Below are 15,118 nucleotides of genomic sequence, written 5' to 3' on the forward strand. Positions count from 1 at the left end.
TGGTTTAAGAGAAAGTTTAAAAGCATTAGATTTAAAATTATTAGTTACTAAAGACTCATATGCCTCTCCTACTGTTACTTCTTTTATCCCTCACGATAAAGACGAATTAACATATATTAAATCAACACTAAAATCAAGATTTAATATTACTATTGCTGGTGGTCAAGGCAAACTAAAAGGAACCATTTTGAGAATTGGTCACATGGGAAAAGTGTCACCTTTTGATATTTTATCTGTTGTTTCAGCTTTAGAAATCATTCTTACAGATTATCGTAAAGTCAATTATATTGGCAAAGCTACGCTAAAATTTACGGAGGTAATTCAACATGACGCATAATATTTTAGTTTCAGATCCAATTTCAGAAGAAGGTTTACAAAGTTTAATCCATCATCCTGATTTTAAGGTTGATTTTAAATCTGGTTTAACTGAAAAAGAACTTGTCGATATTATTCCTAACTATCAAGGGTTAATCGTACGTAGTCAAACTCAAGTCACAGAATCTATTATTAACCATGCTTCAAACTTAAAAGTTATTGCTAGAGCCGGTGTAGGTGTGGATAATATTGATATAAAATCAGCAACTCTAAATGGTATACTCGTTGTAAATGCTCCCGATGGAAATACGATTTCTGCTACTGAGCACTCAGTTGCTATGATTCTAGCAATGGCACGAAATATACCGCAAGCTTACACATCACTAAAGAATAAAGAATGGAATCGTAAAGCATTTAAAGGAGTTGAATTATATCAAAAAGTATTAGGCGTCATTGGAGCAGGACGTATTGGTTTAGGTGTAGCAAAAAGATTAAAAAGTTTTGGTATGACTATTTTAGCTTATGACCCTTTTTTGACTAAAGAAAAAGCAGAGCAACTTGGAATTGAACTAGCAACAATTAATGAAATTGCTCAACGTTCAGATTTTGTTACCGTTCACACACCATTAACACCTAAAACAAAAGGTATTATCGATGCTCATTTCTTTAATCAAGCTAAACCAACGTTACAAATTATTAATGTAGCTAGAGGCGGAATTATTAATGAAAACGACTTGCTTAATGCCTTAAATCAACATCAAATTGCTAGAGCAGCATTAGACGTATTTGAAAATGAACCTCCTCTAGATTCACCGCTGCTCGATCATAAAAATATTATTGTAACTCCTCATTTAGGTGCATCTACGATTGAAGCACAAGAAAAAGTAGCTGTATCAGTTGCTGAAGAAATCATTGATATTTTAGAAAATGGTAATGTTACAAACGCAGTCAATGCACCTAAGTTAAACTTAAATCATATTGATGAGAAAACACAACAATGGCTTCGTATTAGCCAGCTTTCAGGTGAATTGGCAATTCAATTATTAGATGATGCGCCTAGAGAGATTAAAGTGACTTTTAACGGAGAACATGCTAAAAAAGAAGCTGATTTAATTACTCGCTCAATCGTCACGTCAATTTTAAAACAAAATTTAGGTGAACGCGTGAACTTAATTAATGCTATTGCATTATTAAACGAACAAGGTATCACTCATCATATTGAAAATCGTGCTTCACAGGGGACATTCAGCAATTATATTCAAATTAATTTGATAAGTGAACATGAAGAGGTGAAAATTGGTGCAACTGTAATAGACGGATTTGGTGCACGTATTGTAAGAATTAATGATTATTCAGTAGATTTTAAACCTAATGCTTATCAATTTATTTCTTATCATAAAGACTTACCAGGAATGGTAGGTTTAACAGGTCAACTACTCGGTAAACATGATATCAACATTGCTTCAATGTCTTTAGGAAGAAGTTCTGAAGGTGGACAAGCAATGATGATTCTGTCAGTAGATCAACCTATTACTCAACAAGTTATTAAAGAATTATATGAGATTGGTGATTTTGATAAAATCTACGGTACAACTTTATCAATATAATAAATAAGAAAGGAACGACGATAATATTCGGCGTTCCCTTCTTTTTATTATTTATTAAGTAGAATATGTCTAATGTCACAAATATGATTAACAATATAGTCAGCACCATGTTGCTCTAGCTCTTCTTTTGCTCCTTCCCCACTTAAACCAGTTAAAGTACCTATAAATGTTGCCCCAATCTTTTTAGCACATAATAAATCCGCTAATGAATCACCAACAATAAATACATCATCCTCATTAACAATATGTGTTTGATTTTGAATATAGTGCAAATAATCTCTCTCATTGTTTCCATAAAGAGTTGCAATATAACTAAATGGATTAGGTTTACCTAGTGGCCCTTCTTTTGGAAATACTGACTCAGCTTTCAATACTTCACTCGCTGTAACAATATGCTTTTCATTAAAAAAAGTTTTAAGACCAAAGGATTCAAATGGAACAATGGTTTCTGTTCTTGGTCTACCAGTTGCAATGGCAATGTTAAAACCTGCTTGTTTTATATCATTTAATAAAGTTTTAATTTCTTCCACAGGACGTAAGATCATTTCTTCATAAATAAAACCAGATTTAGGAATAGACAAAGGAGTAAGTTTTTCTACTTTTTCATATAAAGTTGTTCCTAAATACCATTCTTGATATACTGCTCTAGCTAAATTCCAAAGTGGACTTTTTAAATTAAATAATTTAGCATTTTCAATATTTAATTGATCTTTTGCATAACCTTCTAATTCAAGATAAATATTCTCTTTACCACTTTGACTATTTTGAATAAATTTTAACGGTACTGCATAATTAACTTTAAATTGATCATTATAAGATTGTAATTCACGTAGAGTCTCAACTGAAAACGTTTCAACATGAGTCACTTGTCTAATTGTTTCTGAATCCAACTGTTTCAAGAGATGGATAAAGTGAATACTAAATACAACAAATAGCATATCCCAGTTAGAATTAAGGCCTAAAGATTTTAATTGATTTAAAATTTGATCATTTAAAAATACTCGTGTTCTTATATCTTCAATTAATTCATCATTCATATAATTAAAATTTTGAGCGCTATCTAAACCTAAAAAGTCATCACTCTTTAATAGTTCTTCTACTGTTAAGGCAGATACATCAAAGCAACGTTCTTCACTTAAAAACACACCATCTACATCAAATAAAATTGATTTCATCGACATCTCTCCATTTTTTGACTATTCTGATACTTATAATCATAACGAACATTTATATAAAGTCAATGTAATAAAAATAAGAGCCAATGCTTAAAATCTAGCATTAGCTCTTTTATATAAACAATATTTATCAATAGGACTATAGTGTAACAAATGATTTGGACATATATTGTCGCTTTTATTGTTTCTATTGAATTATTTCAACTGTTTTTCAATTTCATCTGCTACCTGTTGAACATGTGTACCAATAATTACTTGTGTTGAATGGTGGCCATTTTTCGTCACCCCAACAGCTCCAGCATTTCTAATTTTTTGTTCATCAATAATTGTATTATCTTTTAGTTCTAAGCGAAGTCGTGTAGCACAGTTTGTTAAACTATCAATATTAGATTTTCCACCTAAACCTTCTAATATTTGTGTAGCTGGTTGATGATATTTTCCACTTTTTGATTTATCTGTAGTCGTCGTTTCTTCTACTACTGGATCAGCTAGTAAGTTATCACCACGTCCTATTGTATTTAAATTCAATACTTTAATCATAATTCTAAAAATAATATAATATAAAATAAAGAATACAATACCTTGAACTAATAGCATTAAAGGGTGATTAGCGACTGGATTAATTAGCGATAAAACATAATCAATTAATCCTGCACTAAATGAGAATCCCGCAGTCCAATGAAATAGAGATGCAATAAGTAATGAAAGTCCTGTTAATAAGGCATGTATGATAAAAAGTACAGGTGCAACAAACATAAATGCAAATTCAATTGGCTCTGTAACGCCTACTACAAATGCTGAAATAGCACTTGCTAAAAACCATCCCCATACTTGCTTTTGTTGCTTTGTCTCAGCACTGTGATACATTGCAAGTGCTGCTGCTGGTATACCAAACATCATAATTGGGAAGAAACCTGCTTGATAACGTCCTGTTATACCTTTTACTGCATCTACACCTGTTTGGAATTTACCAATATCATTAATTCCTGCTGTATCGAACCAAAATACTGCATTCAATGCATGATGTAAACCAGTAGGAATAAGTAATCGATTAAAGACACCATATAAAAATGCCCCGAATGAACCAAAACCTACTAACCATTCTCCAAATGCAACAATGCCTGAAAAGACCATAGGCCAAATAAATAATAGTATAACTGCTAATATGGTACTAAAAAATACAGTCATAATAGGTACTAATCGTTTACCACTAAAAAATGACAAGGCTATAGGTAATTCAACTTCACTAAATTTATTAAAAGAATATGCTGCAATTAACCCGATAATAATACCAAGAAATACATTAGAATTATCCATTTTTGTAAAGCCTAAGTTAACTGCTTTTTCTTTTATATTAAATAACGTAGCCACATTTTCTGGATTTAATACTTTCGTTACCATAGCATATCCTAACGCACCTGCCAAAGCAACCGCCCCATCGTTCTTTTTAGCCATACCAATAGCTACACCGATAGCAAAAATTAATCCTAATTGTCCTAAAATAGCTGTTCCTACAATTGAAAAGAACATGGCTACTGTGGGAAGAACATGAAGTGCGTTTAGTAAGTTACCTATCCCGGTTATGATTGCTCCTGCTGGTAAAACAGCTACAGGGAGCATTAACGATCTTCCGAGATTTTGAAAGAATTTAAACATCTTTTATTCTCCTTTATTTATTAAAAATTATATTTTTTATGTATTTAGTCCAATATATAATCTACCATATTTGTAAGCGGTTACGCTATATGTTTATTTTATATAAATAGACTATGTGATGACAATATAAAAAAGATACGCTTTAACCAATAAAGATTAAAACGTATATATATATTTAATAAGATATTATAAGTGATTTTTATTATTGATTGAGATAATTAACTGGTATTTTACTTCAAATCCATTTTTTTATTAAATAATCTTTCCACATTGACTAAATAAAAATGATTAAAGTCAAAATAACAAGAACAATACATTAGATAATATATGGTACTAACGGAAAATAGATTTCTTAAAAACTTGTTATTTTCACTCATTGTACTTCTATCATCCATTTATCAATTATTTATGAAAAAAGAAGATTCTCTATTTAGAAAATCTTCTGATGAATAACGCTATCAATATCTATTAAAGACGTTCTTGAATAAGATGAAGTTCATGTTGTAACTGTGTTGTACGTCTTTCTATTTCTTTAGTTAGAAAATCAATTTTTTCGTTACGCTTTAAATCTTTAGGTATGTCAGACTGATAAATAGGTTTACCAAATTTAATCATCGCTTGACCAGTGACTAAACCATGTAACTTCGTTGGTCCAACATAAGCAGCTGGTAAGATTGGTGCTTTACCTAGCATAGCAATCGTTGCAGCTCCACGTTTTAAAGGCGCGCCTTCAACTGAAGTTCTATGACCTGTTGGGAAGATACCTACTGTTTTATGATCTTTCAATAATTTAACAGGTTGCTTTAACGTACTAGGTCCCGGATTTTCTCGATCTACTGGAAAAGCATTTAAAGATCTTAAAAATTTGCCACCCCATTTATTACTAAATAATTCTTTTTTAGCCATATAATGAATTTCATTTGGAATTAAAGCTAATCCTAATAAAATCACTTCATTATAACTTTCATGGGTACAAGTCACAACATATTTACTATCTTTAGGAATGTTCTCTTTACCTACAATATGTAATGAACGTGCCATTTTTACGATTATTAATTCTAAAAATTTACTAATAAATTTATACATTTTGTCACCTACTTCTAAGTTTCTACACTTAGTCGATTTTATCATTAACTTATCACGTGAACAAGATTTTAAAAGATACATCTTAAGTCTGATAGCTATTTACTAGAAATATTTAAATATTTTCTTCATAATTGAGATAATGGTTAAAATAAATACGGAGGTTTCATATGACAGAATATAATCAATATTTTCAATCCAGTGATTATCAACATTCACGTCCACCTAAACCGAAATTTCCATGGTTTAGAATTATTATTATTGCTCTAATCGCTGGTATCATAGGAGCATTAATTGTTTTAGGAGTTAATCGACTTATGAATGGAGATGATTCAAATAGTGGTGGATTTCAAGTCCAACAAGCTACAAATGATAAAGGTGGCAATGTGTTAGACGGTAAAAGTGATAAATATAAATCGGTTAATGCCATGATCAAAGATGTCTCTCCTGCTATTGTAGGTGTCATCAACATGCAAAAGGCAACAAGTTTTGACGATTTATTACAAGGTAAATCAACTAAAGCACAAGAAGCTGGTATCGGTTCTGGTGTTATTTATCAAATTAACAACAATTCTTCTTATATCGTCACTAATAATCATGTTATTGATGGTGCATCACAAATTAAAGTACAATTACATAATGGTAAACAAGTAGAAGCAAAGCTTGTAGGTACAGATGTAGTTTCAGATATTGCAGTTTTAAAAATTGATTCTCAAAAAGGAATTAAAGCAATGAAATTCGCAAATTCTTCTAAAGTTCAAACTGGCGATAGTGTTTTCGCAATGGGTAACCCACTTGGCTTAGAATTTGCTAACTCAGTAACATCAGGTATTATTTCTGCAAATGAACGTACAATTGAATCTAATACCACTTCTGGTGGAACTAAAGTGAATGTGCTACAAACAGATGCAGCAATTAATCCTGGTAACTCTGGGGGTGCATTAGTAGATGTTAATGGTAATTTAGTAGGTATTAATTCAATGAAAATTGCTGCTGACCAAGTTGAAGGTATTGGTTTTGCAATCCCAAGTAATGAAGTAAGAGTTACAATTGAACAACTCGTTAAACATGGTAAAGTAGAACGTCCTTCAATTGGAATAGGGTTACTTAACTTAAGTGATATTCCAGATTCTTATAAAAAAGAATTAAAAACTGATCGTGATACTGGTGTGTATGTAGCAAAAGTTAGCCACTCTAGTGAATTAAAAGTTGGCGATATCATTACTAAAGTAGATAGTAAAAAAGTAGATGATGATACCGATCTAAGAACATACTTATATCAAAATAAAAAGCCAGGTGAAACCGTGAAGTTGACTGTTATACGTGATGGTAAAACTAAAGACGTATCAGTCACTCTTAAAAATCAAAAAGCAATATCTTCGCAATCATATAATTCTGAAGATAATAATAGTCAATTTATTCGATAATAAATAACGAGGTTAATCCAAAATAATGGATTAACCTCGTTTTCAATATATCCTTCTCAGATAAGATTATTTATAATTTACCATAAAGTATTTTTTCTTACCACGGCGAATAATTGTAAATTCATTATCAAATTTATCTTCATCAGTTAAGTTGTGATCAACAGACTGTTCTCTTTCACCATTAATATAAATTGCTCCGTTGTTTACATCTTCTCTTGCTTGTCGTTTTGAGGAAGCAATTCCAGATTCAATTAAAACATCAATAATGTTAGTTGTTGCTTTAGAAACTTCAACTTGAGGTACTTCTTTAAACCCTGCTTTGATATCTTTACTTGATAAAGATTTTAAATCACCTTTAAATAATGCTTCTGAAATTCTAATTGCATCATCAAGTGCTTCTTTACCATGAATAAATTCTGTTACATTTTCAGCAAGTGCTTTTTGAGCTTCTCGTAAATGTGGTGCTTCATCTCTAGATTGTTCAAGGCGATTAATATCTTCTTTACTTAAGAATGTAAAGTATTTTAAGAATTTAATAACATCTTCATCAGATTGATTAATCCAAAATTGATAAAATTCATACGGTGTTGTTTTTTCAGCATCTAACCAAACAGCTCCAGATTCTGATTTCCCAAACTTTTTACCATCAGACTTTGTCACTAATGGAATAGTTAAACCATAAGCTTCTGTTTGACCATACATACGTCGCATTAACTCAATACCACTTGTAATATTACCCCATTGATCAGAACCACCAACTTGAATTTTACAATTAAGTTCACGATTTAAGTGGCCAAAGTCAATTGCTTGTAAAATAGTATACGTAAATTCTGTATATGAAATCCCATTTTCTAATCGTGATTGAATTGAATCTTTACCTAGCATATAATTGACACCTACATGTTTACCATAATCACGTAGGAAACTTATTAGTGAAATTTGACTTAACCAATCTTTATTATTAACGAGTACGGCTCCTTTATCTGTGCCAAATTCAAATAATTTATGCATTTGAGCGCTTAAGCCTTCGACATTTTTTGCTACTTGATCTTCAGTTTGTAATACGCGTTCTTCAGATTTACCAGATGGGTCTCCAATCATACCAGTGCCTCCACCAATAAGTACTATTGGACGATGACCATGTTCTTGGAATCGACGTAATGTCATAAATGGTAAAAGATGACCAATATGTAAACTATCAGCAGTTGGATCTGCACCACAATACAACGTTACTTGTTCTTTATTTAATAAATCTTCAATACCTTGTTCATCAGTTTGTTGATAAATTAAACCTCTCCATTGTAATTCTTCTAGTAATGCATTTGACATAGCTATATCCTCCTATAAAATTTATTTTTATTAAATAAAAAAGCACCCTCACAACAATGTAAGGGCGCTTATGCACGTTACCACCATACTTAACAATTCAAGTAGAATTGTTTACTCTATTAATGATACGCTCATTAATAAACGTTGAATAAATAAGTATGAGGTGTATTCATATATAAACACATGTTAGTTCACAGCATCCACTAACTCTCTGTTAAGTTAATTTATATATTACTTCTCCTCTTATTCAATACATATTGAATTGATAATAATTATAAAAAAACCTCTTCTAAAAGTCAAATATGCTAGATATGATATACTGTATTTAAATTTTAGGAGGACTACCATGAAATTATTATTTAAAGAGGTTCAATTTAAAACGTTTGAAAAAAATTATAAATTTATAAAACATATTATGGTAGGCCTTTTGAGTATTGTAGTTTTAGGTTCTATACTTATTGTTCTTGGTACTGCCACTTATTTTCATCATCTCACTCAAGAAGCTTCAAATATAAGTGATACTGAATTAAAACATCGCGTACTACACTTTTCAGGTGATGAGATTTTGAATCACGATAAAAATATTTTAACTGAGTATGATCATTCTCAAAACTCTCTCATCGTAGGTCCAAAACATGTAAATTCAAACGTAATTAAAGCATTAATATCTTCTGAAGACACATTATTTTTTAAACATGATGGAATTTTACCAAAAGCGTTAATAAGAGCAATGATACAAGATGTTTTAAGTTTAAATTCTCGTTCTGGCGGAAGTACAATTACACAACAATTAATAAAGAATCAAGTCTTATCAAATGAAAAAACATATAGTCGTAAGGCAAATGAAATTATATTAGCGATGCGTCTTGAAAAAATATTATCTAAAAATGAAATTATTTATACATATTTAAATATTGTACCGTTTGGACGCGATTATAATGGTGCAAATATAACTGGAATTGCGTCTGCTTCCTATAGTTTATTTAACGTTCCCCCCTCCAAGTTAAATGTTGCACAATCTGCTTATCTTGTTGGCTTATTGCAAAGCCCTTATACGTATACACCGTATGAAGATAATGGTGATTTGAAGTCTTATAACGAAGTTAAAATTAGTATTGACCGTCAGCATTATGTATTAAAACGAATGCTAGTGGAAGGGGTAATCAGTAAAAAGACATATCAACAGGCAAAACAATATACTATTTATGATCATTTATTAACTAAGCCTCAATGAACCAATTAATATCTTATATCACACATTATATTAATTTAAATGATTTATGAGTATTGAATTTAAGAACCTTTTAAAATAAATATATGATAGTAATAACACAAAATATCGATATATCATTTAAATTACCTGAAATTCGTTTTTTACTTGGTTTTGTTGCTAAATCGCTTGTTTTTTCACATGCAATTTTACCAACAAAATGATGAAATTTGTTGGTAAAACAAAAAAAACGTCTGAGACAGTAAATGTCTCAAACGCTTTTTTTAATCTAAATTAGAATAATCCTACTGCATGACCTTCATCAGTGACGTCCATGTTTAATGCCGCTGGTTTTTTAGGTAATCCCGGCATTGTCATAATTGCACCTGTTAATGCAACAATAAATCCAGCGCCTGTTTTAGCTTCTAATTCTCTGATAGTTATATCAAAATCAGTTGGTGCACCTAAAGCGGTTGCATCATCACTAAATGAGTATTGTGTTTTAGCCATACAGATTGGATATTTGCCCCATCCATTGTCGGTAAATTCTTTTAATTGTTTTTTTGCTTTTTTACTGAACGTTACTGAAGAACCACCATAGATTTCTTTTACAATTGTTTCAATTTTTTCTTCTAATGATTGATCTAAATCATACAAGAATTTAAATTCTTGTGGTTGATCGATGACTTCAAGAACTTGATTAGCAAGATCAACGCCACCTTTACCGCCTTTTTCCCATACTTCTGTTAAGGCAATTCGTACATTATTTTCTTTAGCCCAAGCTTTAACTGCCTCAGTTTCGTCTTCAGTATCATGTACAAACGCATTTAAAGCAACCACAGGTTCTACTCCAAATTTTCTAATATTATTAACATGACGCTCTAAATTAACAATACCAGCTTTAACTGCTTCAACATTTTCTTCTTTTAGATTATCTTTACCAACGCCTCCATGCATTTTTAATGCACGAACAGTAGCTACTAGGACAACTGCAGAAGGTTCAAAGCCCGCTTCACGTGCTTTGATGTCTATAAATTTTTCAGCGCCTAAATCTGAACCAAATCCTGCTTCTGTAACAACAATATCTGCTAAATCACGTGCAGTTTCAGTTGCTAAAATCGAGTTACAACCATGAGCTATATTAGCAAATGGTCCACCATGTACAAGTGCTGGTGTTCCTTCAATAGTTTGTACTAAATTAGGTTTAATTGCATCTTTAAGTATCATTGCAAGAGCGCCTTCAACTTTTAAGTCTGCAACAGTAATTGGTTTACGCTCACGAGTATAACCAACTGTAATACGACTGATTTTTTCTTTTAAATCATTAATATTACGAGCTAAACATAAAATCGCCATTATTTCAGATGCTACAGTGATATTGAAACCATCTTCACGTGGAACACCGTTAGTTGGTCCACCTAACCCAACAATGACATTACGTAATGCACGATCATTCATATCAAGTACACGTTTCCATTCAACACGACGTACATCAATTGCTAAATCATTACCTTGATGAATGTGATTGTCTATAAATGCTGATAATGCATTATTCGCTGTTGTAATTGCATGGAAATCGCCGTTAAAGTGTAAATTAATATCTTCCATAGGTAAAACCTGCGCATATCCCCCACCAGTGGCGCCACCTTTAATTCCGAAAGTTGGCCCTAAAGCAGGTTCACGTAAAGCAACCATTACATTTTTATTTAACTCATTAAAAGCATCAGCTAAGCCTACTGTTACAGTTGATTTACCTTCACCAGCTGGTGTAGGGCTCATTGCAGTTACTAAGACAACTTTACCTTTTTCTTCTTTTGATTGAACTTGATTAATATCAATTTTAGCTTTGTAGTGTCCATATTGCTCTAAAGCATGTTCAGGTATTCCTGCTTTTTTTGCAATGTCTCCAATTGGTTTTAATTCTGATTGATTAGCAATATCTAAATCTGATAAATGTGCCAAATTATTTCAACCCCTTGTTTAAAATAAATTTTATGTAATAAGATATTTAGAAATAACTACCAAATCATCTTACTACTTTATAATAACTAACAAACAAATATATGTCGAATACTTGATAGCGTTTACAAAAATATTTAATTTCCTTAAAAATAAATTTAGTAATATTAAAAGGTTTACATAATTATATTACAGTAACCTATATATTAAAAAAGGATAAAATTATTCATTTTATCCTTTTTTTCTACATTACTTTATTTAGTAGTATTTCGATATTCAATTCTATGTGGCAAAACTACATTAGGTTCTGCAATGTCTTCTTCATTCATAAATTTAGTAAGAAGACGCATACCTACTGCTCCGATGTCATACAATGGTTGAATGACACTAGATAGTTTAGGTCTAACCATTTCTACCAAACGCGTATTATTAAAACTAACGATTTGTAGTTCTTCTGGAACTTTTATTCCAGCATCAAGAGCACTATGCAAAATACCAATTGCTTGTTCATCACTAATAGATAATATAGCATCAGGCAAATTATTTTTTAATTTTTCAAAGACATTCACTCCGTCTTTATAGCTTTCTGAACCTGATAATTCTATAGTGTTATTTAACTTTAATTGATGTTTGTTTAAAGCATCTTTTAAACCACTTAGTACATCTTCTTGAGCTTTTTTAGAATAATCTCCACTTACAAGTACAAAATCTTTTGCGCCTGTTTTAATAAGTTGTTCTGTAACTTCTCTGGCAGCTTTAGCAAAATCGATATTAACAGATGCGATATTGTCATCTTTACCATTTGTGCCAGATACTACAACTGGAACTGAAGAATGATTAATTAAATCTTTGATTTCATCAGAAATTGTACCACCTAAAAAGATAATGCCATCTACTTGTTTACTTAACAAATTATTAAAAATTTCTTTTTCTTTTTCTGAATCATTATCTGAATTAGAAATGATAGAGTGATACTTATACATTGTTGCAATATCTTCAATACCTCTAGCAAGTTGAGAATAATAAATATTAGAGATATCTGGTATAATAACGCCTACTGTAGTTGTACGTTTACTAGCTAGTCCTCTTGCAACAGCATTTGGTCTATAATTTAATCTTTGAATAACATCATTTACTTTTTTACGTGTTTCTGGTTTTACGTTTTGATTGCCATTAACTACTCGTGATACAGTTGCCATAGATACACGAGCTTCTCTAGCTACATCATATATAGTTACCGTCATAATTTCCTCCTTGTAAGCGTTTCATTTATTATTATAACGTGTTTTCATTTCATTTTCAAAGTTTATCATAAATTGGTTATGTGTCAAATATATAAGACTTATATTCACAATTGTGTCAAATTTTAGTTAATAGATTTAATAAAATCAAAATAAAACTATTCGTTTTAACTAAAAAAGAACAATATAGAAGTTAAATATAAAACTTTCTATATTGCCCTATATTTTAGTAAAAATGAATAGCTAGTAAATTAAAGTATGATGTTTTATTTAAGTTGTTTAGAATTGTACATGTCAGCTAATGGCTTTAATTCATTATAAAATTTATCAAATTCATTTAAATCCATTTGTTGACCACTATCACTTAAAGCTACTGATGGATCTGGATGTACTTCTGCCATTACTCCGTCTGCACCCACAGCAAGTGCTGCTTTTGCAGTCGGTAACATAATATCCTTACGTCCTGTACTATGTGTAACATCTACCATTACTGGTAAGTGAGTACCTTGTTTTAAGATAGGTACGGCAGAAATATCAAGTGTATTACGAGTAGCTTTTTCATAAGTACGAATACCACGTTCACATAGAATAATATTTTTATTACCTTGAGAAGCAATGTATTCAGCTGCAAATGTAAATTCCTCAATAGTAGCTGATAAACCACGTTTTAATAAGATTGGCTTATTTGTACGTCCAGCTTCTTTAAGTAATTCAAAATTTTGCATATTTCTTGCACCAATTTGGAAGACATCTAAGTATTCATCAGCAATTTCGAAATCAGCTGGATTTACAATTTCACTAACAACATTAAGATTGAATTTATCTTTAACATTTTTCAATATTTTAAGCCCTTCAATTCCTAATCCTTGGAAATCGTATGGTGATGTTCTTGGTTTAAATGCACCGCCTCTAATGAATTTCTCACCTTTGGCTTGTAAATCACGAGCTACTGCATCAACTTGTTCTTGAGATTCAACAGAACATGGACCAAATACAAATGATTTATTTCCATCACCAATAACTCCACCGTTATCAAATTTTACAATTGTATCTTCCGGTTTTAATTTTCTTGAAACATATAAGTGTTTTTCATTTTCTGATTTTTGTAAATCAGTAGACGCTTTAAAGATTTCTTTAAACAATTGTTTAATTACATTATCATTAAATGGTCCGTTATTACGATCCATTAATTCATTAATCATTTCTTTTTCTCGTTGAGGGTCATAAACTTTAGTACCTTGCTTAATTTTTTCTTCTCCTATTTTTTGGGCTAATTCCCCTCTTTTTGATAATAAGTCTAGAATTTGATTATTAATTGAAATTATCTCTTCCCTATATTGTTCTAACTTTGTAGACATTCATACTCACCTCAATAAATTTTACTATACTGAATTATATTACTTTAAAGCGGTAAAATAATTGTATTTAGATAGTATTCTAACAATTACATTAAAAATATTCAACTATAAATCAAATAAATTTTCTGATATTTCTGAATTATTAAAATTAATATAATTAATAATACTATATAAAGAATTAAAAGAGCAATGTAAAATATTACACTGCTCTTTTAAAAAGATTAATCATTAAATGTACGTTTTTCTATTTTACTATTTGCTTTTTCAGCTCTTTGTTGTTGCTTTGGCGTTTTGTTTTTATTCTGATTTTTGCGATTCTGATTTTTGCGATTCTGATTTTTACGTTTTTGATTATGGTTTTTATTTTTTTGAGTTGAATTTGATTGAGATGGTTGATGTTGGTGAGTAATAACTCCTTTTTCAAATTTAGCATCATGGTGAGTTTGTTTATTTTTTGTTATTTCTTCATCTTTATTAAATGACTTATGATTTTTAGTTATCAAATTAGGCACTTTATCATATTTAGAGGATGTTATTGGTGCCTCCTCAAATAATTTTCGAGTATTACTTGCTACATCTTTATTATCTTTTAACTTAGTTTGCTTAGTTCTAGCTGCCGATGCAATTTTAGAAGCTTGTGACTCATTTTCGCTGTTTTGAGTTTGATGACTTCTTGCTGGATTAGATAATTGATTTATTGCTGATTCATTTTGAATTGCACGATGTTGTGCTGCAAGTGCATCTGTTTCTTCTTGTTT

Annotated in this window: 11 protein-coding genes and 1 pseudogene; 4 read left to right on the plus strand and 8 right to left on the minus strand. The window is 30.7% G+C overall.

From position 1 onward, the window contains the following. Together HMPREF2629_RS07715 and serA are read left to right on the plus strand one after the other, a co-directional pair. Positions 1–337: pseudogene (locus tag HMPREF2629_RS07715) on the plus strand (alanine--glyoxylate aminotransferase family protein); the annotation flags it as partial. Next, complete coding sequence (gene serA / locus HMPREF2629_RS07720; RefSeq protein WP_070813254.1) at positions 327–1,922, plus strand: phosphoglycerate dehydrogenase; 1,596 nt, start codon at positions 327–329, stop codon at positions 1,920–1,922. The pseudogene HMPREF2629_RS07715 and the gene serA, both read left to right, overlap by 11 nt. A gap of 47 nt (positions 1,923–1,969) precedes the next feature. Here serA and HMPREF2629_RS07725 read toward each other — a convergent pair whose 3' ends face one another. The 3 genes from HMPREF2629_RS07725 to HMPREF2629_RS07735 all read right to left on the minus strand — a co-directional run bounded on the left by HMPREF2629_RS07725 (position 1,970) and on the right by HMPREF2629_RS07735 (position 5,839). Beyond that, on the minus strand, positions 1,970–3,097 hold the full coding sequence (locus HMPREF2629_RS07725) for an HAD family hydrolase (RefSeq protein ID WP_054105802.1): 1,128 nt from the start codon (positions 3,095–3,097) through the stop codon (positions 1,970–1,972). 195 nt (positions 3,098–3,292) lie between these two features. Then, positions 3,293–4,753: an N-acetylglucosamine-specific PTS transporter subunit IIBC gene (gene nagE / locus HMPREF2629_RS07730; protein ID WP_070548496.1), complete on the minus strand. Its 1,461-nt coding sequence runs from the start codon at positions 4,751–4,753 to the stop codon at positions 3,293–3,295. A gap of 468 nt (positions 4,754–5,221) precedes the next feature. After that, positions 5,222–5,839, minus strand: coding sequence for a lysophospholipid acyltransferase family protein (locus HMPREF2629_RS07735; RefSeq protein ID WP_049379588.1), 618 nt, complete (start codon positions 5,837–5,839; stop codon positions 5,222–5,224). 167 nt (positions 5,840–6,006) lie between these two features. Between HMPREF2629_RS07735 and HMPREF2629_RS07740 the strand changes: the two genes are divergently transcribed. Beyond that, the gene (locus tag HMPREF2629_RS07740) at positions 6,007–7,263 is read left to right on the plus strand and encodes a S1C family serine protease (protein ID WP_070813255.1); all 1,257 of its coding nucleotides are present in this window, start codon (positions 6,007–6,009) and stop codon (positions 7,261–7,263) included. A gap of 66 nt (positions 7,264–7,329) precedes the next feature. Here the strand turns inward: HMPREF2629_RS07740 and tyrS are convergent, their stop codons facing one another. After that, a complete protein-coding gene (tyrS, locus tag HMPREF2629_RS07745; protein WP_061544502.1) occupies positions 7,330–8,592 on the minus strand; it encodes a tyrosine--tRNA ligase in 1,263 nt (420 codons plus the stop codon). A gap of 346 nt (positions 8,593–8,938) precedes the next feature. On the opposite strand from tyrS, the gene HMPREF2629_RS07750 reads away from it, so the two are divergent. After that, positions 8,939–9,826: a transglycosylase domain-containing protein gene (locus tag HMPREF2629_RS07750; RefSeq protein ID WP_049379591.1), complete on the plus strand. Its 888-nt coding sequence runs from the start codon at positions 8,939–8,941 to the stop codon at positions 9,824–9,826. Between the two features lie 270 nt (positions 9,827–10,096). Here HMPREF2629_RS07750 and HMPREF2629_RS07755 read toward each other — a convergent pair whose 3' ends face one another. The 4 genes from HMPREF2629_RS07755 to HMPREF2629_RS11310 form a co-directional block, all read right to left on the minus strand. Beyond that, entirely contained in the window at positions 10,097–11,764 is a 1,668-nt protein-coding gene (locus HMPREF2629_RS07755; protein WP_019835462.1) for a formate--tetrahydrofolate ligase, read from the minus strand. A gap of 251 nt (positions 11,765–12,015) precedes the next feature. Then, on the minus strand, positions 12,016–13,005 hold the full coding sequence (gene ccpA / locus HMPREF2629_RS07760) for a catabolite control protein A (RefSeq protein ID WP_017176097.1): 990 nt from the start codon (positions 13,003–13,005) through the stop codon (positions 12,016–12,018). A 263-nt stretch (positions 13,006–13,268) separates the two neighbouring features. Beyond that, positions 13,269–14,360 (minus strand): bifunctional 3-deoxy-7-phosphoheptulonate synthase/chorismate mutase, encoded by a 1,092-nt coding sequence (locus HMPREF2629_RS07765; protein WP_049379592.1) that lies wholly within the window; start codon positions 14,358–14,360, stop codon positions 13,269–13,271. A 221-nt stretch (positions 14,361–14,581) separates the two neighbouring features. Further along, positions 14,582–15,118: hypothetical protein (locus tag HMPREF2629_RS11310; RefSeq protein ID WP_256325156.1), on the minus strand; the 537-nt coding region annotated here is incomplete at its 5' end.

It is taken from the genome of Staphylococcus sp. HMSC034C12 (genome assembly GCF_001835895.1).
Lineage (GTDB): Bacteria > Bacillota > Bacilli > Staphylococcales > Staphylococcaceae > Staphylococcus > Staphylococcus hominis.

Coding starts and splice junctions, on each gene's coding strand:
- HMPREF2629_RS07765 (WP_049379592.1), bottom strand. CDS start 14,360: ATGTCTACAAAGTTAGAACAATATAGGGAAGAGATAATTTCAATTAAT.
- tyrS (WP_061544502.1), bottom strand. CDS start 8,592: ATGTCAAATGCATTACTAGAAGAATTACAATGGAGAGGTTTAATTTAT.
- HMPREF2629_RS07735 (WP_049379588.1), bottom strand. CDS start 5,839: ATGTATAAATTTATTAGTAAATTTTTAGAATTAATAATCGTAAAAATG.
- nagE (WP_070548496.1), bottom strand. CDS start 4,753: ATGTTTAAATTCTTTCAAAATCTCGGAAGATCGTTAATGCTCCCTGTA.
- ccpA (WP_017176097.1), bottom strand. CDS start 13,005: ATGACGGTAACTATATATGATGTAGCTAGAGAAGCTCGTGTATCTATG.
- HMPREF2629_RS07740 (WP_070813255.1), top strand. CDS start 6,007: ATGACAGAATATAATCAATATTTTCAATCCAGTGATTATCAACATTCA.
- serA (WP_070813254.1), top strand. CDS start 327: ATGACGCATAATATTTTAGTTTCAGATCCAATTTCAGAAGAAGGTTTA.
- HMPREF2629_RS07750 (WP_049379591.1), top strand. CDS start 8,939: ATGAAATTATTATTTAAAGAGGTTCAATTTAAAACGTTTGAAAAAAAT.
- HMPREF2629_RS07725 (WP_054105802.1), bottom strand. CDS start 3,097: ATGAAATCAATTTTATTTGATGTAGATGGTGTGTTTTTAAGTGAAGAA.